Origin of the sequence: Reinekea forsetii (assembly GCF_002795845.1) — a bacterium.
GTDB lineage: Bacteria > Pseudomonadota > Gammaproteobacteria > Pseudomonadales > Natronospirillaceae > Reinekea > Reinekea forsetii.
The window spans coordinates 2,690,390-2,713,985 of the sequence record NZ_CP011797.1; the positions used below are offsets into that span (position 1 = coordinate 2,690,390).

The following is a 23,596-nucleotide window of genomic DNA, read 5'->3' on the forward strand; positions in this document are numbered from 1 at the left end:
TTTATCCTGCCTCTGGTGGTGAGTTCACTAATCTGCTTGATGAGAACACTTATGTCTCTGCCTCTTTTGGTTTGGGTCGACCAGGTGAGCCAACAGGATCTTATCCTATTGGTCTTTGCCAGCGCTATTACATCTTTAATTTCGGCCTTAGCAGGCTTTGGCGGCGGTGCGCTACTGCTTGGCGTTATGGCCAGCTTTATCAGCCCCGCCAGCTTGATTGCCGTGCACGGTTTGGTACAACTCGGATCCAATGCCAGCCGAGTGTATGTCTTCCGGCACATGATCAACTTTCGCTTTGTGAAACTGTTTATGGTCGGGGCCGTCGTTGGCGTGCTACTGGCGACTGTCGTGGTGAGTCAACTGCCCGAGAAGGTGCTGTTAACCTTTATTGCTCTATTTGTCTTGCTATCTGCCTGGCTTCCCGCTCGTATCCCCTTTAAAGAAACCAAACTTCAGATTGCCGGCTTAGGGGCACTGTTGACATTTTTGTCACTTTTTGTCGGTGCCACTGGGCCACTGCTTGCGGCTGTTTTACGCACCTTCGACTATGCCAAGGCGGCTTTTGTTGGCACTCTCGCGTTCTGTATTCTCGGCCAAAATATTCTCAAAGTAACTGCCTTTAGTCGCCTTGGCTTTAATATCACCGATTGGCTACCGCTCGTGGTGTTAATGATTGTGGCCGGCTTCTTTGGTACCTGGATGGGCGCACGTTTACTCGGAAAAATACACGAGCATCATTTCAAAAATTTATTGAAATGGGTTATGACCGCTATTGCAATAAACCTGCTGATCAGTGTTATTTTTCGCTAACTCACATCTGGCTAAAGGCCGATCAGGCCTTAAAGCTTCGCGTTCGTTTCCGCGCACTATAATGTACCTTGCTCTGCCTATTGGGTTACAACATCAGCGCTTTATTGACCAATGCCACCTTGGTGCCATAGCGGCTGACATCAACGCCTCGAGCCGTTAGGGCCTCGATCAGTTCGGCTTCGCTGAGCGCTTCGATGGCCTCCGAGGACATGGTCATGAAATTGATTTTTCGTTTCACCGATCCATTGCCAACCCCAAAAGCAGGCTTATCGTTGAACTTGAATTCCGCTGCATACTTGCTCATGAAATGACCTAAAAAGGTGTTGATGCTGGGTCGTACCCGGGCATCATCGGTCAGGTCTATGCTGGGATCATTCAGGGTTTCCAACATCAGCTTGACCCAGCGCTGAGCACCCCGGTCATTCATCAGCTGAATCGCATTGTGGGTGTGGTGAAAGCTCAGGCGGTATTCACCGCCATGATAGGCTTGGCCCCCGCCCATCACATCGATCCACATAGACGACTGCGTGCCGACATGTTGCTGAAGATCGCCCAGGCGCGAAAACACCGAACTGAACCAGGTTTCGTCACGATAGACTCGGGTATAGAAGTTTTCGATCAGTGCCACGATTCGCTCAGGCCCGAGCACCGAGTAGAGCTGCCAGAATTGAATCGGTTGGCTGGTATCGTTGGAGGCCGTCAAGGACACCAGAGCGGCGATTCGGTGCGCATTGGCGGGCACCCGTTTATCGGCTATGGCGTTGGTCAAATATTTCTGCCGGATAGTCTCGGTCAGGTAACCGTTTTCGGTGCGGAAATTGGGGTAGTTGTATGCACTCATGCTTGTGCTGCCGTCCAGTCTTCAGGCGCTCTTTGGCCCGATAGGCGATATGTCGAGGCAGCCCCCGCTCGCCAGTTGATAATGCCGGGCTCACGGGGGCTGATAGGTTACGAACGCGGCGCCGGTTAGGGCTTACGTTCGATACGACCATCGGCATGCTTGGCAAACCGACCCTTGGTGTCCTTATGGACCTGATCGCTGTCGGCCCAAGGCCAGCCACCGAATTGGGTGCGGCGATAGTCGGCAAATGCTTGATGGATCTCTTGGTCCGTGTTCATCACGAAGGGACCGTGTTGCACCACCGGCTCGCCAATCGGACGACCCTGCAAGACCAAAAATTCACAGGCCTCACTGCCCGCGGTCAAGGTCACCGCCACATCGGACTGCAACTGAGCACCCTGTTTGGGTGTTAAGATTTGGCCGTCGACACTGGCCTGATCGCCGCGATAAAAATACAGCACGCGATTTAAACCTGCCGCTGCGGCTGGCAACTCAAAGGTGCCTTGGGCGCTCATCTTGATATTCCAGACCGCAACGTCATTGCCGGCATCGGCCGCCCATGACTGCGGTGGCGGTGCCGGCGGTATATGACCCTGAAACACACCTGCCACGGCCTTGAGTGTCGTTAAGCGGCCTTGAGCGTCGTTCACCTCGACCATCGGAATGTCTTCAGACCACAACATGCCGAAGTGCGGCTCGACCATCTTGTTTTTGGCCGGCAGGTTTAGCCAAATCTGAAACATCACCATCGGGTTCGGTTCGTCGGTCTTGGTCAACGGAAACATTTCCGAGTGCTGAACGCCCTTGCCGGCGGTCATCCATTGGGTGTCACCACCGCCGTAACGGCCGGCTGCGCCGAGCGAATCGGCATGATCGACCAGGCCCTCATTGACCACGGTAATGGTTTCAAAGCCGCGGTGGGGATGGGCAGGAAAACCCGGAACGGTGTCACCATGGTACATGTTCCAGCCATCAATCATATTGAAGTCTTGGCCAATATTTCGCCCGGCTAGGGACACCGCGGGACCTGAATGTCCATTACCAGCGGGAAAGTCATCCTTGTGATACACACAAAAGAGGAACGGATCCAATGTTTGCCATGGAAAGCCTAGAGCGAATACCTGTTTAACAGCGGACATAATGACCTCGTTGCTGGGGATAAGTGCGCTCAGTATAGTGAAATTTGGCAGCGAATGAAGTTCAAAAGATTTCATCGACTCGGTCAGCGGGCTTGATGCCCGGCGAATTGGCATCAGAGTCGACAAGGGGTTCGGGGGGGGGGGGGAGAACGAAGAACGGATATCCAAAAGTGACATGCCATGAGGTAATGCTGTTACATTGTTCCGTGCTGTGGTGGTTCGAACCAATAACTGTTTTGGTTCTGTCATATTTTCAGTATCAAGCGCGATAGATTGCTCTGGCGACAAGCACCAATCATTACCTTTCAAATAATTAAGGTAGGCTGCACGAAACTGCCGAAAGGACGAATACCAAGCCGTGCTTTCTCCCACGCGTTTAGTCGAATCACGCTGGTACATTCCATCCCTTGATGATCTCCTCACAGAATACATCTTGAACGAGGCGTTCACGGTGAGCATGCGAGAGATCGGCAGCGTATAGCAACTGCGGAATTTACCTAGAACTCGTGAAGTGATTCTAATGCCTAAGCCAGTTTTTCGGAGGGGATTGCAATTGTGAATTTGCTCGCTTATCGTGCGTATCTATTGTTCGCTTATAATGTTGAATCGTTCGAGATCACAGAACATTAAGGGGTTCCCTGTGAGCAATCCGGCTGCTCTACTCATACGGCCCCCTTTGAAGTTGGTATTGGCTAAAATATTGCAAATTGTTGTGGGCACAAAAGGTGTCTGATAATGTAAACATTTACATGGCCGAATGTAAATTTCATCTATCACATCGATAAGAATTTTATCAATATTGCAGTCCAATAAATTCTTTTTTTAAATAGTGGACTATCAACCCGTTCGATTTTTTATTTGCACACCTTTGCCAAGGAGAGCGCGGTTCAAAAAAAGACCTCCATTCCGGCACCAGTGTTTTTTTAACTTATCGTTAACATAACTAACCAACGATTCGTTGGACTGCTTACGACAATGTCGCAGAGCCCTTCGACACTTAAGAGCAGTCTTTTTTGCGCAAATACATCGCAATAGCCAACGTACAGTCGTGTATTACACTTCACCTCGCGTAAATTAATGACTGATGCTTGACCAACCACTACCCAATGGATTTATCGCTTATGTCCATATGGAGAAGAAACATGAGCGTACAACAGTTTTTCGAAGTAAAACGGCTATAGGTCATGACTTGAGATAATGCCAATAGTTTGAGCCTTCAGGAACCCCTAACCTAAGAGGTTGATCGGATCGGCGTAACTTTGTGTTTACTTGCTAACTTCCGATTATCTTAACGAGATATAAAAATCTTAATACATACAGACGGAATTAAACTATTAATTCTGGTCAGATTCTCGAATCATAAACGCGTCGAAAAACGCCGCCAGTTCGGTATGTGCGGTCAAGGGGAGCACGTGCGCGATGTGCTGATCTGGGCGAACAACGACCAGACACCCTTGTTCACGGTCGATATTACGTAGGTCAAAAATATCTAATCCGGATTTTAAATCAGGACAAAAGACTTTCTCATAGTCAATCAGACCGAATTTTCCTTTGCGCGGTCGAAACAATAATGGCAAATCTTGCTCGGCCACGTCACAGTGGGATTGCTGGAATATTACGCGACAATCAAAAACTGCATCAATGTCTGCAAATTTTGAAGTGTATTGCTTTAGAGGTGACTCGGAGGCAGTGGTGAGAAAGTCACACAGGTTTTGAATGGCCGAAAAGGCACCCGACCCCAAGTCGTTGGCGCCGGCAAATGCATACAACCGCCAGCGTCCGTCGGCTCGGGCCACATGCCCCAGGTGCATCGGTTTGGCATCCGCTTGCCGGATCACTGGTGCCGAGTGCAAGCGCATACCGATCACGAACCCCTGGGCCAAATTCTGCCAGGTGTCTGCGCCTCGAATCATGGACGGTCTGTAATGTGTCTCCGTACCCGCGGTAAAACGGCCTTTTTTAACGAAATACTGTTGGAAAGCCTTGGGGTCCACGCCTTCGCCACTGGCACTATCTTTTGGCCGGTCGCTGAACATCTTCGCCCATTCCCGGTCGAAGTCGATCAAGTCTTGAGCGACCACTTGCCGTTCTTCCGAGTAGGTATGCAGCAACTCCGGTATAGCTTGACCACGCAGGACGGCTGCCAGCTTCCACCCCAGATTAAAGGTGTCTTGCATGGAAAAATTCATGCCTTGGCCCGCTTTCGGACTGTGGGTATGGCAGGCATCACCGGCAATGAATATAGAGGGCAATGGTCGCTCCGGACCGGATTCAAAGACATTGTCGTACTTGTCACAGATGCGCTGACCAATCTCATAAACAGACCACCAGACTACGTCTTTAACTTCCAGAGTGAAGGGCTTCATTATCCGTTGTGCGGCTGCGATCACATGCTCAACTGTAATTTGTTTACTGGCGACTCGTTCGTTTTCCGTTAACTTGTCCATTTCCACATAGAAGCGTACCAGATAGCCGCCTTCTCTCGGAATGATAAGTACATTACCTTCACTGGACGACTGAATAGCCGACTTCCTGCGAATGTCAGGAAAATCGCTGACCGCAAGGACGTCCATAACCCCCCATGCCTGGTTGGCCGAATCGCCATGCAGAACCCGGCCTATGGATTTACGTACTACACTGCGTGCGCCATCGCAGCCCACCACATAGCGGGCTGTGACCCGCTCGGTCTGGCCAGAGTGGTCCGGGTCTGTGCGTTCAATCTCCACAACGGCCGAACCGTCATTTTTGCTCGGAGTGACCGAGACCACACTTCGAGAATAATCCACTTCCATTCGGCTGGGAGAATTGCGCATGTGCTCTAGGTAACGGTCATGTACTCGGGCCTGGTTGAGGATGACATGCGGAAATTCAGACAGTCCGTCTTCAGTGTCCTGCACAATACCGTTACGTTCTATATGTTCCGGCCGTTGGGCGTCCGGTTTCCAGAAGGCCACTTCGTTGACCCAATACGCCTCTTGCTCGATCTGTTCAGCAAAACCGAAGGCTGCAAACATTTCCATGGTACGACACGCCATCGGCTTGGCCCAGCGCCAAAGGGCCTGCTTTTGCTTCAATCAATCGCGTCGAAATGTCTGGAAACGCAGCCAGCTGAGCTGCTAGTGTCAGCCCGGCCGGGCCACTCCCGACTATTAAGACATCAACCGATTCGGGGAGGCCGTCATTATCTATCGCGCCTTCAACATCCGTTGCAGCTTCTTTTACAAGCGGATCGCCGGCACGGAACCCATTGAGATGGAATTGCATAAAACTGACTCCTATAGCCAGTCGACCAAAGCGACTAGGATTTATTTTGCTATTGTGTAATTAATCAGTATGCTGACTATATTTAGTGTCGTCAATTATATTAACGAAAGAGAAGCACATTTATGTTCGACCTCGGCAACATGCCTGGACACCTAATTCGGCGATATCACCAAGCCGCTGTCGCTATCTTCCATCGTGAAGTGGCTCAATTCGGATATGATTTAACGCCGGTTCAATTTGCCGCTCTAGACAGAGTGCAAGAGTCGCCAGGTATAGACCAGATCACCCTGGCAGGTTTGATTGCCTATGACCGCACAACCATTACCGGGGTTGTTGATCGCCTGGTTCAGAAAGGATGGCTAGAGCGGAGCATCAGCGTCCGAGACCGGCGGGCGCGAGTGCTGCATCTGACGGACGAAGGTAAGCAGGTACTAACTGTAATTCGCCCAGCAGTAAAAAAAGCGCAACGGGTTATGCTACATGGACTTAGTGAAGTGGAAGCAGATCAGTTCGTACGATTATTAAAAAAAGCTACAGAGCGCGTCAACGAACTGAGCCGAGCACCACTGAAACCCGAAACCTAGCGCGCTGTTCGGTTAATACTGATAATGAGCCCAGAGATAATAGAGGAATATGTCCCGCGAATTGGGAGCGTTCCTTATGATGAAATCTGTTATCAAACAATAAAAGACGGGGCTAACTGCTGCTGTGTGGTGGTCAAGTAAATCGGTACACCACAATAGAAGCTTACTCGACCTCTGCCGCAATCAGCGGCAGATAATTGTTAAAGCTGTGGTCTGTTTCTAAATTATAGTGCCGATGAATATATTTCAATGTGTCCATGGCTGCCTCAGCAGGGCAGCGGTAATCGTATTCCTGCTTCTATTTCGCTCTGAAGCTTCAAAAAAATAATTCAATCACGGGGTTGTAGGGACGTATCCGCCAGCAATGCCATGAAGTCCTAGGCCCAGTTATCGACTCACACAGCATCTCGTTAAGCTTTACTCAAGCCAATGGGATCCGCACCGTAACCACCAGTCCACGTTCTTCGTGGTTGGCCAATGCCAGGCTACCGCCGTGGCCGTTGATCAGGTGCTGCGCAATGTTCAAGCCCAGTCCAAAGCCGTCCTCTCGTTGCTCACGGCCGTGATTGAGACGGGAAAATGGCTTGAACAGCCGTTCTGCGTCACCGTCAATCCCCGGACCGTAGTCACGAATGACCACCTGCAGTTCGGCCTCATTGTGGGTCACACTGATATCGGCACGTTTGCCATAAAAGATGGCGTTGTCAATCAGGTTGGTCAGGGCGCGCTTTAGAGCAAGTGGCTTGGCGCTGAGGGTGGCCAACTGACCAGGCTCAAAGCGGATCGGATGACCGGCGCGTAACATCGGTTCGATCAGGCGCAGAATCAGGCGATTGATATCCACATCGGCATTGTTTTCGTGTATATCGCTATCGCGCACCAGCTGTAACGCCCCGATGACCATCAGTTCCAGTTCATCCAGGTCCTCGGTAAAATCAGCCCCAGTCTGATCATTGTCGAGCAATTCGGCGCGCAACTTTAAACGGGTAATGGGCGTGCGCAAATCGTGCGAGATCGAACTAAACAGCCGTTCACGATCCTGCATATAGCGCATTAGGCGCTCTTCCATTTCGTTGAAGGCCGTGGCCAATTTAGTGTATTCGCGCGTGCCGCGCGTCGGCAGTGGCTCATGCCGATCGCCACGACCAAACTTACCCGCCGCATTGGCCAATAGCGCCATCGGTTTGGTAATCCATCGAACAATCACCATCAACATGAGCAAGACCGTGAGCACGGTCAGGGTTTGAAAGAACAGGCGATCGATCGTCAATGGATTATGGCTATCGAGGAAAAACGGATCGGGCATCAATGCCGCAACATAGGCCCACACGTCCGGCTCAATCTCCAACTGCACAACCAGCAAAGGGGCCGGCTTGGGCGATAGGATCAGATGTTGATTGTTAACATAGCGGGGCATCTCGGTTAAAAGGGTGCCGTTGTCGCGCACGACCAAGTCGATCGGCGAAGCCAAAACGACCTCGATGGCCTTGGGTGCCCACTCGACATTGAGCCGGTCCGTCATACGTTGTATCACCAAGGAGGCCAATACCGAATCGGGCAGCGGTTGTACCTGCAGTTTTCGTTCGTGCAGGGAAATATAGAAGCGGGTACCACCAGCTTCGCGCAGCTGTTCTAGCGCGATCAATCGATAGTTGGACGGCAGCTTGCTCAGATATCGCAGGGTATTGTTCAGCGTATCGGCGAGGTTATCGGTATTTTCAGCGGTGGCGGCCTGGACCTCCTTACGAATTTGATAGACCCATATACTGTTACCGACCCACTGCACCAATAACACGCCGACAATCACCGCCAACGCCAGACGCGATAGCACCGACTGAGGCAACCATTGCCGAACTGCCTGAGGTGCCGGCTGGGCTTGAGTGTTATAGGCGCGTTTGCGCGCGGTGGGCTGGGCTGCCGGCGTGAGCTTGGTGCTGGATGGCACAGTCATCGGCTGTCATCGCTAGTGGTCACTTCGGTGGCAAACACATAGCCACTGCCGCGCATCGTTTTAATCAACAGGGGGGTCTTGCCATCGTCGCCGAGCCGTTGCCGCAAACGACTGATTTGCACATCCAGATAGCGTTCGGTCGGGCCACTTTCGCGCCCACGAATCTGTTCAGAGATCCGGTCGCGCGACAGTACTTCGCCCGGATTTTCCAGAAATAATTGCAGCAGTTGAAAGTCTCCGCCGCTCAACTTCACCATATCGCCACGTTCATCAATCAGTAAGCGTTCGACCCGATCAACAATAAAGTCTTTAAAATAGAAGTAGCGTAGTCGATTGAGCGGCTTACGATCGTCCACCAAGCGGCGGTGAATAGCCTTGATACGCGCCAAGAGTTCACGCGGCGAGAAGGGTTTGGCAATGTAATCATCGGCACCCAATTCCAAGCCGACCACCAAATCGGTTTCTTCGGCATTGGCGGTCAACATGATAATCGGCACTTCTGAAATTTTCCGCAAGCTCTGGCACACTGCGAAACCGTCCATGCCGGGCAGCATAATATCCAGTATGACCAGACTGATGTCCTTGCCGATCTTATTAAATTGGGCCAGGAACGATTCACCATCGGCGGCACTAACCACCTGGTAGTTGTTTTTTTCCAGATAGATTTGCAACAGTTGGCGTATTTTGTCGTCATCATCGACGACAAAGATTTTCTTTTGCATGACAACTCCCGTTACTTTCGAATGGACTTTAGATTGCGCACCAACTCTTGTTGTACCTGCAGGACCGGGCGGTTTGGGGTCTGAAAAAACTCGTGTATCACCTTAACAAAGACATCCTCCACTTCGGCCGTGGCCACCATACTGTGCGCCAGACTGGGCGCCAGGGTACCTTGGGCTTGGTTGGCTTTAAACAGCCGATAAGAAATCTGCGCGCAGTCCGACAAGGCCTCAGGCTCAATATCCAGGCGCACCGGGACCGAGCCCTTGAGTCGATTGTAATTCAATTGCACATCGGTACGAGTCATGGTCTCGGCAAAATTTAATTGCCCTTGATAACTGCTCACGGCCAGATTCTTGAACATCACCATGGTATCGATGCTGTACAGGTGCTCCTCGGCCGTCTCGGGCACCGAGGCACACAGAACGCGATCGCTGGCCTGCCAGGCGGTTAATTCGCCACCTACCCAATCGCCCATAATCTGCATGCCGGCCTGTCCATCGGCCAATAAACGGGTGGCTTGGGGCCAGGTACGACCATTAATTTCCGGATCCATTAGGCCTTTCAATTGACTCAATAGGCCCAGCGCTTGGGCGAATGAATCGGATAGGATCGCCGTTTCATCGAGCTGTTCAAATACCGCGCGGTACAGTGACGGGCCGCCCACGCTCAACACCAGGGTTTCAAACAAGGTCGCGTTTTGCCAAGGCTCATTGCCATGCACCAGCGCGATAACGCCCATGGCTTGGAATTTTTCGGCCAGGGTAAAAAACTCATCCCAATGCTGCGGCACCGCCAAACCGGTCTCGGCCAAGAGCGCGCGGTTAACCCAGAGGCCATTGATCCGATGGATACCAAAGGGTACCGCCACGTATTGGCCCTGATACTGCAGCAACTGATTGACCGTAGGGTGCAGTATGTTCGGCCAGTCGTGCGCCAGGGCTACTATATTAAAGTGACCGAGAAAACCCAGCGCGGCCCAGTTCTGGATGTCTGGGCCGATAATCTGCGCAGCGGCGGGCGCTGCGCCCTGCAGCACCCGACTCTTCAAGACCGCCATGGCGCCCTCACCGCCGCCGCCGGGGATCGCAGCATCGACCCAGGTAATGCCCTGTTCGGCCAGGGTATCTTGTAAATAGAGGGCCGCAGCGCGTTCGCCGTCGGACGTCCACCAGTGCAAGACTTCTAGATCCTCGCCATAACTGGCCAGGCTGCTGAACCCTTGCAGCAAACACAGCAGGGTCACTAGTGATAATCGTTTTATAGTAGTCACTCGATCTTTTTTATTATTAGCATTGACCGAGCCTAGGCGTCCCTCCGTACCTTGCCAAGTGTTATTTCCGCCATAGAGCCCGACAAAGGGTAATTTTTTCTATCGCATTGTAACAAAACCTTGCAAAGCACCCCACTGACTAAGGTTGCAACACCTAAAATATGTGCCTTGCAGCGCCACAAGCCAGTTGGTGTCGGCGTGCAAACAACCCGCAAAGCGCCGCCCTTGGGTCCCTTGCAGCTTTGTAACGCCCAGGCCGGAGCCGCGTTATGGGGTTCCGGGTTTTGGCGTTAGGGTGATCTAGATGGTCGTTGTCCAGTCGCTCGTTTGGCGACCGGTTATCGGCGGGTCGCAACAAAAATCGGCCCACTTAGCAGACAACCGTTACCTAAGCAGTACTTCTTTTTTAGTACGAACACCAGCATGAACAGTTCTTATACCAACAGCAATACTAACAATAATAAGGAATACCTCATGACAAAATTATCAGCCATCAGTGCCGCGGTCTTGTTTTCGATGACCGGCGGTTATGCCATGCACGCCCTCGCCGGCGATGTCGTTATCGAAAGTTGGCGCACCGACGATAAGGATCTTTGGGAAGACGTACTGATCCCGACCTTTAACAGTCAATACCCAGATATCAATGTCAGCTTCGCACCGACCAATCCACCCGACTATAACGCCACGATGGACTCGCGCTTTAAAGGCGGCACCGCCGGTGACCTAGTCACCTGTCGGCCGTTTGAAGTCTCCCTCAGCTGGTTCAATCGGGGCTTCCTCGCCCCGCTCAACGGTCAAGCCGGTTTGGAAAACTTCCCGGCGTTCGCAAAAAATGCCTGGACTAAGGGCTCCACGCCCTACTGCATGCCTATCGCCTCAGTAATGCATGGCTTTTTCTACAACAAGGACGCTTTTAAGTCATTAAACCTCAGTGTACCGAAAACCGAAGCGGAATTTATTAAGGTCTTGGCGGCACTGGCAGCAGACGGCGAATATACGCCACTGGCCTTGGGTACCAACGATCAGTGGGAATCCTATGAGGTGGTCTATGCCGGCATGGGACCTAACTATTGGCAGGGTGAAGCTGGACGTAAAGGTCTAATCGACGGTAGCAAGAAGTTTACCGACGCCGAATTTGTCGATGCATGGTCGTATTTGGCCAAATGGAAGCCATATATGGGCAAGGGCTATCAAGCACAGACCTACTCTGATTCACAGACCCTGTTCAGCCTCGGTCGCTCTGCGATCTATCCAGGTGGTTCATGGGAAATTGCCGGCTTCAACAAGGCTATTGAAGGCGAATTTGAATACGGTGCCTTCTATCCACCGGTTAAAAAATCCGGTGATACCTGCTATATCTCCGATCACGTCGATATCGGCATGGGCATCAACAAAAACGCCAAGAATCCTAAAGACGCTGCGATATTTTTGGAGTGGATCGGTTCGGCCGAATTTGCCGATCTGTATACCAACAAGGTTACCGGTTTCTTTTCACTGTCTAACCACTCGGTCAACATCAATGATCCAGTGGCCGCCGAAGTTATGGCATGGCGCAGTGACTGCGAATCAACCGTTCGTGTCCATTCTGAAATCAAGGCTGATGGTATCTTAAGTGCACTTTACAGTGCCTCTGCTGAAGTCCTAAACGGCACGACTACGCCAAAAGAGGCCGGCGCGGAAGTCCAAGCGGTAATGGGCGCCAACTAAATAAAGCCCCGAATGAAGGACCCTCTGGGTCCTTCTTATTAGGATTCCTATGAATAAATTCCCCTGGCATTTGGTCGTTTTTTTAGCCCCGGCCTTTATTATTTACGGTGTTTTCAGTGCCCTGCCACTGGCCGACACACTCCGTTTAAGCATCTTTACCGAGGATAGTTTCGGAGTCCGCAGCTTTCTCGGCTGGGGCAACTATGAATTTGTGTTTCAGGATGCGCTGATGAGTCAGGCCTTTTGGAATGCCCTCTGGGTAAACTGCAAGTTTTTCTTTATCAATATGATCATTCAAAATCCTATTGCCTTACTGCTGGCGGCCCTATTGGCCACCGGACGAATTCGCGGCGTGGCCTTTTATCGCACCGCTATCTTTCTACCGACCCTGTTGTCGGTGGTCATTGTCGGTTTTGTCTGGAAACTGATGTTAAGCCCAGTGTGGGGTGTAGGCGAAACCCTGATGGCGATGGTCGGCTTGGAAGACTACTTTGGCCCCTGGTTGGGTATGCCGGAAAGCTCGCTCATTACCGTCTCATTAATCTCTGTGTGGCAATATATTGGCCTGCCGATGATCCTGATTTACGCGGCCCTGATCGGTATTCCCGACGAGTTACTCGACGCCGCCTATGTCGACGGCTCTAAACCATTGCGGACCTTCTTCGCGATTCAGTTGCCGCTGATCTATCCCACGCTCGGCCTAGTTACCATCCTCACCTTTGTCGGCAACTTCAATGCCTTCGATCTGATGTACAGCGTCTATAGCGGGGCCGGCGGTGGACCGGAACAGTCGGTCGATGTCTTAGGTACCTTTTTTTACCGGACCTTTTTCGGTTTCGCCAGCCAGATTGGCAGCACGACCATGGGGGCCACAGTTGCCTCACTCATGTTCCTGGTGATTTGTGTCGGGGTCGGACTGTATTTTTACTTTGTCCAACGCAGATTGCTGCGTCACCAATTCTAAGGATACCCTATGATACGTCTGCGTAATCTGGCTCGACCGGCCTTAGTCCATGCGGTATTGCTGTCTTATACGGTACTCGCATTGTTCCCGATATTTTTGGTGATCATCAACTCCTTTAAGAGTAAACGGGCCATCTTTAACGACCCGCTCGCTCTGCCGACGCCGGCGACCTTTTCCCTAGTGGGCTATGAAAAGGTGCTCCAGGAATCGGAGGTATTGACTTTTTTCGCCAATAGTTTGATCGTCACCCTGGTGTCCCTCTTGCTAATTCTTACCTTCGGCGCGATGGCGGCCTGGGGCCTGTCGGAGTATAAGTTTCGCGGCAACCGCTGGCTTTACTTTATAATGGGCTTTGGCATTATGGTGCCGATCCGCTTGGGCACGGTCAGCATCCTCAGCACCATGGTATCGCTCAATTTAACCAACACATTGACTGCTTTAATTCTGGTCTATACGGCCCAAGGTTTGCCCTTGGCGGTGTTTATTTTGGCGGAATTTATGAACCAAATTCCCAAGGATTTAAAAGAGGCTGCGCGCTGTGATTCGGTCAGCGAATATAAGATATTTGCGCAAATCATTGTGCCACTGATTCGTCCGGCTATAGCGACAGTTGCGGTGTTTTCGATGATCCCGATCTGGAACGATCTGTGGTTTCCCTTGATCCTGGCACCGGGCAGTTCGACCCAGACCATTACCCTAGGCGTACAACAGTTTATCGGTCAATACACCACCAATTGGAACGCTGTCTTGGCTTCGTTAAGCCTTGCGGTGCTGCCGGTGGTCGGTTTGTATTTCGTTTTTTCTCGTCAACTCATTCGCGGCATTACCTCCGGTGCGGTCAAATAACAAGGGTTTCCCATGGCAAATGTATCTCTTCACAAGATTGGCAAGCTCTACGGTAAAACTCGGGTGTTGTCGGATATCAATCTGACTATCGACGAAGGCGACTTCGTGGTCTTGGTCGGGCCCTCTGGTTGCGGTAAATCCACGCTGCTGCGCATGATGGCGGGTTTGGAACCCATTACCGAAGGCGAACTGCAAATGGAAGGTGAGCGAGTCAATCACTGGACACCGTCGGAACGCAAGATTGCGATGGTCTTTCAGTCTTATGCACTCTACCCCCACATGAGCGTCTATAAAAACATGGCCTTTGGCCTAAAGGCGAACAAGCTCGGTAAAGATGCAATAGCGACACGCATCCAGCATGCCGCACGCATTCTCAAAATCGATGCTCTGTTAGAGCGCCTACCGAAAGAATTATCCGGTGGCCAGCGTCAACGGGTGGCCATCGGCAGGGCGATTGTGCGCGAACCGCGCCTGTTTTTATTCGACGAGCCGCTGTCCAATTTGGATGCAGCGTTGCGCGTGCAAACTCGTTTGGAGATCTCCAAACTGCACCAGCAATTGCGCGCCACCATCGTTTATGTGACCCATGATCAGGTTGAAGCCATGACCCTGGGCAACAAGATCGTCGTGCTCAATGACGGCGCCATTGCCCAAACCGGCTCGCCCTTGGAGCTTTACCAACAGCCGGCCACTGAATTTGTCGCCACCTTTATTGGCTCGCCGACCATGAACCTTTTACCCGGTCAGATTAAGGCCATCGATGCCGATGGTTGTACCATCGTGCTGTCCTGTGGCGGTGAGGTGACGGTTAATGTGCTAACCGAGCAGGCCGCGGTGGGCGATCGCGTTAAGGTCGGGATTCGCTCCGAACATCTGGCCGAAGACGACAGCCACGATCAGCGGCTCTATGGCAAGGTGAGTCTGGTTGAACATTTGGGTGAGGTGAACTTTATCTACCTGACTTTGGCCGATGGTCAGGAACTGGTCTTGCGCGGCGACGGCAACCGGGCCGTGGCCATTGGCGAGGAATTGGTGGTCTCGGCGCGCGCTGCGGACTGTTATCTGTTCGACCAGCACGGCCAGGCCTTTCTGCGCCGTTACCCTGGTAATATGCTGATCGAACCGAAGTTGGCCGCCTTGTCCGCGAGTCAGGCCTAGGCCACTGAACGCCTGGCGAGGGCTAGGTTAGCAATGGCCAACGTGGCCCTATGGTGAGGCCTTAGCCAGTTTTACCACGCCAGCCGTTCACCATCATAATTCCAAAATTGGCCGGAGTCGGCCATATCAAAGTTGATCAGAGTTGCGGCCAAGCCGCTCGCGCTCTGTTCGACACTGATGTCACCATTCGGGCCGCCCATATCCGTTCGAACCCAACCCGGATGCATCAAGTAGACGCCGATTTTTTGCGGTTTGAGCTCGACCGCCAGACATTGCATGGCCTTGTTGAGGGCCGCTTTGGAGCTGCGGTAGGCGATAGAATCACTGCGCTCGCGGGCAAGGGATCCCATGGCACTTGAAATGGTGACAATTTTGGGTTGATTGGACTTGGACAGGTTGGCCATTAAAGCCTGAGTGACGCGCATCGGCGACAGGGTATTGATCTGCAGAACGGTGAGCCAATCGTCCAAATCCAATTCGCTATACGTGTCCTCGCTGCCACCGCGAACACCGGCATTGTTGATCAGAATATCGACGGTACAATCATCCAGTGCGTCCTTCAGGCGATCTACCGACGCTTGCTCGCTCAACTCCACTATATGGGTCTCGATGGTTTTGCCCAGCTCCGCCGCCAATTGCGTCACGCGCGCCTGGGCCGCTTCATCGCGCACGGTACCGATAACCCGATAGTCGCGCTCCAAAAATTCTCTAACCAGCTGAAAACCTATACCGCGGCCAACGCCGGTGATTAATATCGTATTCATAGTCTGCCCCACTTTCACCCACACAATTGCCCTAGCATGAACCTATCTAGGGTATTAACACAAACTTACCAACATGCTTTTTCTCAAGAAATTCTTGTTGCGCTTGGGCGATGGCCGTTAAGGCAAAGCTCTTCGCAAGCAGGGGCTGAATTTCACCCTGTTCGATATACCGCACTATAGCCGGAAAGACCGGTTCATCCCAGGCCGTTGTACCGATCAGGGTGAGGTCCTTAAGGTACATGTCGCGCATATCCAAGGCCACGATCGGACCGGATATAGCGCCCGAGGAGACCAGACGTCCGCCGCGCTTCAACAGTTTGAGCAGGGTCGGGAAGCCGGCGCCGCCGACATTATCCACCACCACATCGACAGTCTGTTCACCCAGTGCCGCGATGAGATCGGCAGAGCGGCCGAACAGCAGGTCCGCGCCAATCTCTGCGACGCGCGCGTGCTTAGCCTCACCGGCAATGGCGATCACCCGTGCGCCCCGACGCTTGGCCAACTGCACCGCGGCTGAGCCAACACCACCGGAGGCACCCGCGATTAACACGGTTTCACCGGCCTGAACATTGGCCCGATGCAACATATTCTCGGCCGTGCCGTAGGCACAGGGGATGGTGCCCAGTTCGGCGTCGGTCCAAGCGCATCGGATCGGGAACACCTCACTGGCTTTGACTTTGACATATTGCGCAAAGGCGCCATTAAAATCCGACCCCATCCAGCTGTTGGCCAAGGATTCAAAGCCGCCATCGCGACTGCAGGGCCGGATCAGCACCCGGTTGTCGAGCAAACGGGTGTCGACATCGCTGGCAACCTGCACCACTCGACCACAGCAATCGGTACCCTGAATCAACGGAAAGGCGGTTTGTGCATTCCAACCTCCATCTGCCTGCCCCCCTGCCGAGGGGTCTGCAGCGATGTCGTTGGTCGCGCCCTGCACCGCGGCAGAATACCAGCCCAAGCGCGTGTTGATCTCGGTGTTGTTTACCCCCGCGGCCAACACCTTGACCAATACCTCTCCTGGGCCGATCTCAGGCATGGGCACCTCGCTAGCGACCAGCTGATCGTAACCCCCATGGCCGAGGGTTAGGATGGCGGTCATTGAACTCTTAGGCACGTTGGGGTTCCTTCAATTGATACATGAGGTGAGCAGTTACTCTACAGCAAAAACACGCGGAATTTGCATTAACTGGCCCCCAACATTCTCTACCAGTGTTGCCACTAGAGAGCTGGCCGGGGCTTGGGCTGATCACCTCGGGCATCCAATGTCGCCCAACTGGCGGCACCAAGAATAATGATGCCACCGGTAATTTCTAACAGGGTCGGAAATTCATCGAGGATCAAAAAGGCCAGACCAATGGCATAGACCGGCTGAATCATGCCCATCAGTGATGCACGTGTTGGACCGAGATGTTTTAACGCATAGAGGTAGCCCGTATGCGGCAGCGCGACAAAGACCACGCCGAGTAAGGCGAGCAGCAACCAGTCCTGTTGGTTGGCGGACTGAACCGGTTCAAGACCAAAAAACAGACCCAGAGCCACGACCGCCGTGAGCAACTGCAACCACATTTGCATCAATGATGGGATATGGCTGGCCAAGTATTTGCTGAAGAGGTTCCGACTGGCAAACAGGATGGCTGAGATCAAACCCAGCCCGATGGCTGGCAAGTTAAAGCCGGAGCTCAAGGACTGCAGTGAGACCAGAGCGATACCGACCAGGCCGGATAGGGCGAGCAAAAGCTGCTGCCGGTTGGGTCGTTGGCGATGAATCAAGGCCTCGCCCAGGGTGGTAAAGACCGGATGGGTGTAGAGCATAATCAGGCCCAGAGCAACGGTTGATGCCTGGACTGACTGATAGAACGTGACCCAATGCGTTACCGTTAGCAGGCCGATCAGGATGCCAAAAAACAAATCCATAGGTCGAAAATAAAATGATTTTTTAAGTGCCAACGCGAGTAAGGTCAACACCAAAAAACCAGGCACAGAGCGCAAATAAATAATTTCCGCAGCAGGAAGGTCGATGATTTTGGCAAAGAGTGCGCCACAGGCCCAGAAAAAAATTGTTAAATGCAGTGTAATTGTTGGTGCGGATGAATTGTTCGGCACACATACCTCGGTGTTGGTAGTTACGACGCGCCGGACTGAACGGCCATCGGGAAGGAGACCGGCTTAGCTGCTTTCGCGCGGCACAATCTTAAAACCCACATCGATGTGGGTCGGACAGGGTTTATCTTGCAGCCGGTCGAGTAAACATTGGGCGGCCTTCTGGCCCATCTCAAACCGCGGTATCGCCACACTGGTTAAGCGAGGCGATATCGCACTGGCGATTTCCAGATCGTTAAAGCCGGCTATCGCCAATTGCTGCGGGACCTTGATACCTCGGCGTTGACATTCGAAGATGGCCCCCGCCGCGAGATCGTCATTACTGCAAAACAGAGCGTCGATCTGGTTGTGCTCGGAAACCAGTTTAACCATTAATTCGGCACCGGCCTGAAAGGAGGTGTGGGCAAAGCTGGTCGAGATATAGTCTTCCGATGGCAAGCTGTGGTCGATCAGCGCTTGGCGATAGCCCTGAAGCCTTCGTTGGGTCCGATTGTCCATGCGCGCGCCGATAAAGCCGATATGCCGGTGACCTTTTTGGATCAAATGTTCGGTCATCGCATAACCGGCGTCAAACTGGGAGATACCAACATTGATATCGATCGGGTTGTCGCCTAACTCCATGACCTGAACGACCGGTATACCGATATTCATCAAGCGTTGCCGGGCGCTATCGGATTGATCGATACCGGTTAGGATCATACCGTCCGGATTTTGCTCGAGCATGGTTTCAATAAGCTCTTCTTCCTGGACCGAGGAATAGTGCGTATTGGTCAATAACATCTTATAACCGGCAGGGGTCAGGGTGTTGTAGATGCCATCTAAGAGGCTTGAAAACACCGAATTGGACAAGGACGGAAACAGTACACTAATAATCTTTGTTTCCGACGACACCAGCGAGCGTGCCGCCTGGTTAGGTATATACCCTAGCGTCTTAACAGCCTTATCAATTTTTTGGCGTAACTTATCGGTGACCATGTCGGGTCTTTTCAGTGCTCTAGACACCGTTATCGGGCTGACACCCGCAAGCGTTGCGACATCGGCTAGCGTGACGCGCCCTGAACTCCGTCGAGGATTTTTTGGGTATTCGGTGTCCATGCTTATTAGTCAGTGCGCCTGTTGTGTAGCGCTTTACTATAGGTCGGTTAATGGCGAATGTCATCAAGCCTGACAGCGTTATCAGCATAATTTAAAAAAAACTAAGTAAATCAGCCTTTTTGATCATTGACAGCGCTATCATTTACCCATAATCTCACTCCCCTGTCGCCGAATGACCTCAACTGAGTTGATGCTTCTCGTAGACATACCGAGTTTAAGTACCCTGCCAGTCGGCCGGGTAGCTAGTTTCCCAAGACAAATATAAAAAACAAGGAACAACCGTATGACTTTCAAGATTGACCGTAAATTCAACGCCTTGGCTGCTGCAGTAATCATGACTGCCGGTATGGCAACAGTTGCCGAAGCAGCAAAGTATGAGTGGACTATTCAGACCTCCGCTCAGGCGGGTGACAACTTCTTTCCCATTGAACAGGCATGGGCAGATCGAGTCGGCGTAATGTCCAATGGCGAGATCAGCATCAACTTAGTACCGGTGAACTCCGTTGTGCAGTATAACGAAACGCTTGAGGCTGTCGGTGCCGGCATCCTGCAAGGCCACCTAACGGATCCTTCATACTTCAGCGGTAAAGATCCAGCGTTCGCGATGTTGGGCAACCTAGTTGGTGCCTGGAGCCATCCGTCCCAGATGATTAAATTCATGGAATACGGTGGCGGCAACGAAGTTTATAACAAGCTGGTAAACCCGTACGGCCTACAATTTATTGGTGCAGCCTCTACAGGTGTGGAAGCATTTGTTTCCAGCAAGCCAATCCGCTCAGTTGCCGACTTTAAAGGCATCAAGATGCGCGCGCCAGAAGGCATGGTACAAGAAGTATTTGCCGCAGTAGGTGCCTCACCGGTAAACCTGCCAGGTTCAGAGGTCTATACGTCTCTGGATAAGGGCGTTATTGATGCAGCAGACTATACCGTGTTCTCAACCAACCATGCTCAGGGCCTGCACAAGTTTGCCAAGTACCCGCTCTACCCTGGCTTCCACTCCATGCCAACACTGGCTATATCTCTGAATAAGACTATTTGGGATTCACTGCCTGCTAACTTGCAAGAAGTTATGACTGTTTCTGTGCGCGACTTTAGCCGCGACATCGTTCAGCAGTTGGAAATGATGGATAACATCGTGGTTGTTGAAGCTCGTGCCGATAAGAGCATTGAAATCATCAACTGGTCTGATGAAGAACGTAACAAGTTCCGCGCTATAGCACAGGGCCAATGGTCTAAATGGGCTGAGCGTTCTGACATGGCCGGCGAAGTATATGCTGCTGTATCGGTTTACTTGGAAAGCCAAGGTCTTCTTGATTAAATAGTCGCCATTAATCAACTGAAGCGGCCTCTTCGTTTTTAATGAAGGGGCCTTTATCTATAACAAAAGGTATTTGTTATGAGTTCAAGTCCTGTCACCGGCGACAACAATTCCAGTAATCTGAGCACAACCATCCCTAAAATTGAAGACATTCAAACTGAGGTTGCATACGACCACATGGCCGATGTTGTCTTTAAAAATAGGTTGGATGTTTGGATCGACAAGCTCGGTAACTTTGTCTCCTATGCTTTTATGGTTAGCGTGGCGATCAGTTTTTATGAAATCATCAGTCGATATTTTTTCGACGCGCCAACGATATGGGTGCATGAAACCACCATTATGATCTGCGCGTTGTGCATGGCCTATGGCGGCGCTTACTGCCTAGCCCGAGACAGCCATATCCGCATCCGAGTGATCTACGATGTTGTTGGCCCCAAGGGCAAACGTATTTTAGACATTATCAACGGTGTCTTATCGGTATTTTATTGTTTATTAATTGCCTACGCGGCCTTTATTTTGGCCGAGAAAGCACTCTTCAATCCGCTTGGCGAATTCCGTTTGGAAACGACAGGTTCCGCCTGGGATCCAATATATCCCGCGTTGGTCAAAACGGGTCTGTTCTTGGTGTTGATCACCATGACCTTACAGAGCCTGCTACATCTCGTTCAAGCCATTTTTCGCAAACAACCGGAGGCCTAAGGTATGTTTGAATTTGCCTCAATGGGTATCGAAGCTGCATCCTATTTAATTGTCGGAAGTATTCTTCTATTGTTATTAACTGGCCTACCCCTGGCCTTTATTACCGGCTTGGTTGCCCTGATTTTCACCCTCGGTTGGTTCGGGCCGATGGCGATCCCACTGGTCACCAGTCGTATCTACAGTTTTATTAACGAGTATGTGCTCATTGCCATTCCAATGTTTGTGCTGATGGCATCGATATTGGACCGCTCCGGTATCGCTCGAGACCTCTACAATACCATGCGCGTTTTTGCCGGCCAGTTACGCGGTGGCGTGGCGGTACAGACCTTGGTAGTGGCCATCTTTCTGGCGGCCATGTCGGGCATTATCGGCGGTGAAATCGTGCTTCTCGGTTTGCTTGCCTTACCGCAGATGCTGCGCCTGGGCTATGACCAACGTTTGTCGATCGGCACGGTAGTCGCTGGCGGATCATTGGGCACCATGGTCCCGCCAAGTATTGTGTTAATTATCTATGGCTTAACCGCCAACGTCTCGATTAGCGACCTGTTTTTGGCGACGGTCTTGCCGGCGATGTTGCTCGGTGGATTCTATGTCTCATATATCCTGATCCGCTGCTACATCAACCCAGCCATGGGGCCGATAGCACCGAAAGAAGAATCTCAAATGGGTTGGCCTCAGAAACTCAAGATGCTCAAAGGTATTGCCTTGCCGATTGCCGTAGCGGTCTGGGTTTTGGGCTCTATCTATGGCGGTATCGCGTCGATTACCGAAGCGGCCTGTATGGGCGTGGTAGGTGTGGTTATTTCGACCTGGGTCCGTAAAGAATTGACCTGGCCGATGATTCGAGACAGCTTGCGCCAAACCCTGAACACGTGCGGCATGATTATCTGGATCGGTATCGGTGCCAGTGCACTAGTGGGTGTATACAACCTGATGGGCGGCAACCGCTTTGTTGAGTCGGTTATCCTCGGGCTCGATGTCGCACCGATCGTGGTGATCATGATTATGATGGGCATCTTGCTGGTATTGGGTCTGTTCATGGACTGGATTGGTATTGCCTTGCTGACTATGCCGATCTTTGTTCCGATCGTTATCTCATTGGGCTTCAATCCCGTTTGGTTTGGCATCCTGTTTTCCATGAACATGCAGGTGTCCTATATCAGTCCACCCTTCGGTCCGGCAGCCTTTTACCTTAAAAGTGTCGCGCCGCCGAATATTACCCTGCGCGAAATCTTTCTCTCAATGTGGCCCTTTATTCTTCTGCAATTATGCGCTTTGGGTTTGGTTCTCACCTTCCCACAGATCGCCTTGTGGTTGCCCGGCTTGTAACAGAAAAAAAATTAAGGCGGATATCTGGCTATAACCGCCCAATAGCTAAGAGGCTGCGAACTATTTATAACGAACGCTGACCAGCCTTTGCATGCTTAGCACTTTATAGGAAATTAGAACATGACACAGACAACAACTACACCCCAGGTCGCCGTGATTGGTTTGGGTTCCATGGGTATGGGTGTCGCGCAATCGTTGGTTCGCGCCGGCATTACCACTCGCGGTCTGGACATCAATCCGGCAACCAAGCAGGCCTTTGTCGATGCCGGCGGCTACGCCGCGAAAGACCTGAGCGATGCGGTAGCGGGTTGCAACATCATCATCCTGATGCTGGTTAATTCTCAACAATGCGATGCCGTGCTCTTTGGTGAGCAGGGAATGGCTAATCAATTGCCTGCTGGCACGATTGTGGTGTTATGCAGTACTACCTCGGCCAGCTATGCCCGAGATCTCAACGTGCGCTTGTCGGCCCTAGATCTGACCATGATTGATGCCCCCGTCAGCGGTGGTGCCGCCAAGGCCATGACCGGCGATATGTCAATTATGGCCTCGGGTGCGCCCGAGGCATTTGCTCAATGCCAGACCGTCTTCGATGCCATATCGGCCAAACTTTATGTGGTTGGGGACGACGTCGGCGCCGGCGAATCGGTGAAGATGGTCAACCAACTGCTGGCCGGAGTTCATATAGCCGCCGCCGCGGAGGCCATGGCATTAGGCATTAAGTCAGGTCTTGACCCAGAGATGGTCTATGAAATTATCTGCAACAGTGCCGGTTGCTCGTGGATGTTTGAAAATCGCGTCCCGCACATCCTGAAGGGCGACTACAGCCCCAATAGTATGGTGGATATCTTCGTCAAGGACCTGGGGATCGTATTAGACGCCGGTCATGAGATGAAGTTCCCCTTGCCGATAGCCGCCAGTGCCCTGCAGCAGTTTCTAACCGCCAGTGCCGCCGGTTTCGGCCAGGAAGATGATTCCGCCGTTATCAAGGCGTACCCCGGTGTTAATTTGCCCCAAAGCAAATCATAAGG

The 23,596-nt window shown here is 52.0% G+C and carries 19 protein-coding genes and 1 pseudogene; 10 read left to right on the plus strand and 10 right to left on the minus strand.

Annotation, left to right across the window (positions count from 1 at the left end; translation table 11 throughout):
* Positions 1-51: 51 nt before the first annotated feature.
* Complete coding sequence (locus REIFOR_RS12335; RefSeq protein WP_158524377.1) at positions 52-810, plus strand: sulfite exporter TauE/SafE family protein; 759 nt, start codon at positions 52-54, stop codon at positions 808-810.
* 85 nt (positions 811-895) lie between these two features.
* On the opposite strand, the gene REIFOR_RS12340 is transcribed toward REIFOR_RS12335, so the two are convergent.
* The 3 genes and pseudogenes from REIFOR_RS12340 to REIFOR_RS12350 form a co-directional block, all read right to left on the minus strand.
* A complete protein-coding gene (locus REIFOR_RS12340; protein ID WP_100257850.1) occupies positions 896-1,651 on the minus strand; it encodes a globin domain-containing protein in 756 nt (251 codons plus the stop codon).
* Between the two features lie 125 nt (positions 1,652-1,776).
* Positions 1,777-2,790 (minus strand): pirin family protein, encoded by a 1,014-nt coding sequence (locus tag REIFOR_RS12345; RefSeq protein WP_100258777.1) that lies wholly within the window; start codon positions 2,788-2,790, stop codon positions 1,777-1,779.
* A gap of 1,334 nt (positions 2,791-4,124) precedes the next feature.
* A pseudogene (locus REIFOR_RS12350) lies at positions 4,125-6,054 on the minus strand (FAD-binding monooxygenase).
* 122 nt (positions 6,055-6,176) lie between these two features.
* On the opposite strand from REIFOR_RS12350, the gene REIFOR_RS12355 reads away from it, so the two are divergent.
* Positions 6,177-6,638, plus strand: coding sequence for a MarR family winged helix-turn-helix transcriptional regulator (locus tag REIFOR_RS12355; protein ID WP_100257851.1), 462 nt, complete (start codon positions 6,177-6,179; stop codon positions 6,636-6,638).
* 421 nt (positions 6,639-7,059) lie between these two features.
* Here the strand turns inward: REIFOR_RS12355 and REIFOR_RS12360 are convergent, their stop codons facing one another.
* From REIFOR_RS12360 to REIFOR_RS12370, 3 genes are read right to left on the minus strand one after another with little or no spacing between them, the layout of a single operon-like run.
* Positions 7,060-8,589: a sensor histidine kinase gene (locus REIFOR_RS12360; RefSeq protein ID WP_100257852.1), complete on the minus strand. Its 1,530-nt coding sequence runs from the start codon at positions 8,587-8,589 to the stop codon at positions 7,060-7,062.
* Positions 8,586-9,311, minus strand: a complete 726-nt coding sequence (locus REIFOR_RS12365) for a response regulator (RefSeq protein WP_100257853.1) — start codon at positions 9,309-9,311, stop codon at positions 8,586-8,588. The genes REIFOR_RS12360 and REIFOR_RS12365 overlap by 4 nt, the downstream gene beginning before the upstream one ends.
* An 11-nt stretch (positions 9,312-9,322) precedes the next feature.
* Positions 9,323-10,555, minus strand: coding sequence for an ABC transporter substrate-binding protein (locus REIFOR_RS12370; RefSeq protein WP_100257854.1), 1,233 nt, complete (start codon positions 10,553-10,555; stop codon positions 9,323-9,325).
* A gap of 501 nt (positions 10,556-11,056) precedes the next feature.
* Here REIFOR_RS12370 and REIFOR_RS12375 point away from each other — a divergent pair.
* Genes REIFOR_RS12375 through REIFOR_RS12390 form a run of 4 tightly spaced genes read left to right on the plus strand, consistent with a single transcriptional unit; the run spans position 11,057 to position 15,257 of the window.
* Positions 11,057-12,289 carry an ABC transporter substrate-binding protein gene (locus tag REIFOR_RS12375; protein ID WP_100257855.1) on the plus strand — a complete coding sequence of 411 codons (1,233 nt, stop codon included), beginning with the start codon at positions 11,057-11,059 and terminating at the stop codon, positions 12,287-12,289.
* A 49-nt stretch (positions 12,290-12,338) separates the two neighbouring features.
* The gene (locus tag REIFOR_RS12380; protein ID WP_100257856.1) at positions 12,339-13,253 is read left to right on the plus strand and encodes a carbohydrate ABC transporter permease; all 915 of its coding nucleotides are present in this window, start codon (positions 12,339-12,341) and stop codon (positions 13,251-13,253) included.
* A 9-nt stretch (positions 13,254-13,262) separates the two neighbouring features.
* Positions 13,263-14,099, plus strand: a complete 837-nt coding sequence (locus REIFOR_RS12385; RefSeq protein WP_100257857.1) for a carbohydrate ABC transporter permease — start codon at positions 13,263-13,265, stop codon at positions 14,097-14,099.
* Between the two features lie 12 nt (positions 14,100-14,111).
* Complete coding sequence (locus REIFOR_RS12390) at positions 14,112-15,257, plus strand: ABC transporter ATP-binding protein (protein ID WP_100257858.1); 1,146 nt, start codon at positions 14,112-14,114, stop codon at positions 15,255-15,257.
* 71 nt (positions 15,258-15,328) lie between these two features.
* On the opposite strand, the gene REIFOR_RS12395 is transcribed toward REIFOR_RS12390, so the two are convergent.
* The 4 genes from REIFOR_RS12395 to REIFOR_RS12410 form a co-directional block, all read right to left on the minus strand.
* A complete protein-coding gene (locus tag REIFOR_RS12395; RefSeq protein WP_100257859.1) occupies positions 15,329-16,021 on the minus strand; it encodes an SDR family oxidoreductase in 693 nt (230 codons plus the stop codon).
* Positions 16,022-16,067: 46 nt separating this feature from the next.
* A complete protein-coding gene (locus REIFOR_RS12400) occupies positions 16,068-17,138 on the minus strand; it encodes an alcohol dehydrogenase family protein (protein ID WP_227003681.1) in 1,071 nt (356 codons plus the stop codon).
* 104 nt (positions 17,139-17,242) lie between these two features.
* Positions 17,243-18,127 (minus strand): DMT family transporter, encoded by an 885-nt coding sequence (locus REIFOR_RS12405; RefSeq protein ID WP_100257861.1) that lies wholly within the window; start codon positions 18,125-18,127, stop codon positions 17,243-17,245.
* Between the two features lie 63 nt (positions 18,128-18,190).
* Positions 18,191-19,219 (minus strand): HTH-type transcriptional regulator GntR, encoded by a 1,029-nt coding sequence (locus REIFOR_RS12410; protein WP_100257862.1) that lies wholly within the window; start codon positions 19,217-19,219, stop codon positions 18,191-18,193.
* Between the two features lie 283 nt (positions 19,220-19,502).
* Between REIFOR_RS12410 and REIFOR_RS12415 the strand changes: the two genes are divergently transcribed.
* From REIFOR_RS12415 to ltnD, 4 genes are all read left to right on the plus strand, one after another.
* Entirely contained in the window at positions 19,503-20,537 is a 1,035-nt protein-coding gene (locus REIFOR_RS12415) for a TRAP transporter substrate-binding protein (protein WP_100257863.1), read from the plus strand.
* A gap of 78 nt (positions 20,538-20,615) precedes the next feature.
* Positions 20,616-21,236 carry a TRAP transporter small permease subunit gene (locus tag REIFOR_RS12420; protein WP_100257864.1) on the plus strand — a complete coding sequence of 207 codons (621 nt, stop codon included), beginning with the start codon at positions 20,616-20,618 and terminating at the stop codon, positions 21,234-21,236.
* Positions 21,237-21,257: 21 nt separating this feature from the next.
* Entirely contained in the window at positions 21,258-22,565 is a 1,308-nt protein-coding gene (locus REIFOR_RS12425) for a TRAP transporter large permease (RefSeq protein WP_100258778.1), read from the plus strand.
* Positions 22,566-22,685: 120 nt separating this feature from the next.
* Complete coding sequence (gene ltnD, locus REIFOR_RS12430) at positions 22,686-23,594, plus strand: L-threonate dehydrogenase (protein WP_100257865.1); 909 nt, start codon at positions 22,686-22,688, stop codon at positions 23,592-23,594.
* Positions 23,595-23,596 lie beyond the last annotated feature (2 nt).

Excerpts from the sequence above, each read along its gene's own strand:
- ltnD (WP_100257865.1), top strand. The coding sequence starts at position 22,686 with ATGACACAGACAACAACTACACCCCAGGTCGCCGTGATTGGTTTGGGT.
- REIFOR_RS12390 (WP_100257858.1), top strand. The coding sequence starts at position 14,112 with ATGGCAAATGTATCTCTTCACAAGATTGGCAAGCTCTACGGTAAAACT.
- REIFOR_RS12395 (WP_100257859.1), bottom strand. The coding sequence starts at position 16,021 with ATGAATACGATATTAATCACCGGCGTTGGCCGCGGTATAGGTTTTCAG.
- REIFOR_RS12420 (WP_100257864.1), top strand. The coding sequence starts at position 20,616 with ATGAGTTCAAGTCCTGTCACCGGCGACAACAATTCCAGTAATCTGAGC.
- REIFOR_RS12425 (WP_100258778.1), top strand. The coding sequence starts at position 21,258 with ATGGGTATCGAAGCTGCATCCTATTTAATTGTCGGAAGTATTCTTCTA.
- REIFOR_RS12415 (WP_100257863.1), top strand. The coding sequence starts at position 19,503 with ATGACTTTCAAGATTGACCGTAAATTCAACGCCTTGGCTGCTGCAGTA.
- REIFOR_RS12410 (WP_100257862.1), bottom strand. The coding sequence starts at position 19,219 with ATGGACACCGAATACCCAAAAAATCCTCGACGGAGTTCAGGGCGCGTC.
- REIFOR_RS12375 (WP_100257855.1), top strand. The coding sequence starts at position 11,057 with ATGACAAAATTATCAGCCATCAGTGCCGCGGTCTTGTTTTCGATGACC.
- REIFOR_RS12355 (WP_100257851.1), top strand. The coding sequence starts at position 6,177 with ATGTTCGACCTCGGCAACATGCCTGGACACCTAATTCGGCGATATCAC.
- REIFOR_RS12380 (WP_100257856.1), top strand. The coding sequence starts at position 12,339 with ATGAATAAATTCCCCTGGCATTTGGTCGTTTTTTTAGCCCCGGCCTTT.
- REIFOR_RS12340 (WP_100257850.1), bottom strand. The coding sequence starts at position 1,651 with ATGAGTGCATACAACTACCCCAATTTCCGCACCGAAAACGGTTACCTG.
- REIFOR_RS12335 (WP_158524377.1), top strand. The coding sequence starts at position 52 with ATGTCTCTGCCTCTTTTGGTTTGGGTCGACCAGGTGAGCCAACAGGAT.
- REIFOR_RS12365 (WP_100257853.1), bottom strand. The coding sequence starts at position 9,311 with ATGCAAAAGAAAATCTTTGTCGTCGATGATGACGACAAAATACGCCAA.
- REIFOR_RS12345 (WP_100258777.1), bottom strand. The coding sequence starts at position 2,790 with ATGTCCGCTGTTAAACAGGTATTCGCTCTAGGCTTTCCATGGCAAACA.
- REIFOR_RS12360 (WP_100257852.1), bottom strand. The coding sequence starts at position 8,589 with ATGACTGTGCCATCCAGCACCAAGCTCACGCCGGCAGCCCAGCCCACC.
- REIFOR_RS12385 (WP_100257857.1), top strand. The coding sequence starts at position 13,263 with ATGATACGTCTGCGTAATCTGGCTCGACCGGCCTTAGTCCATGCGGTA.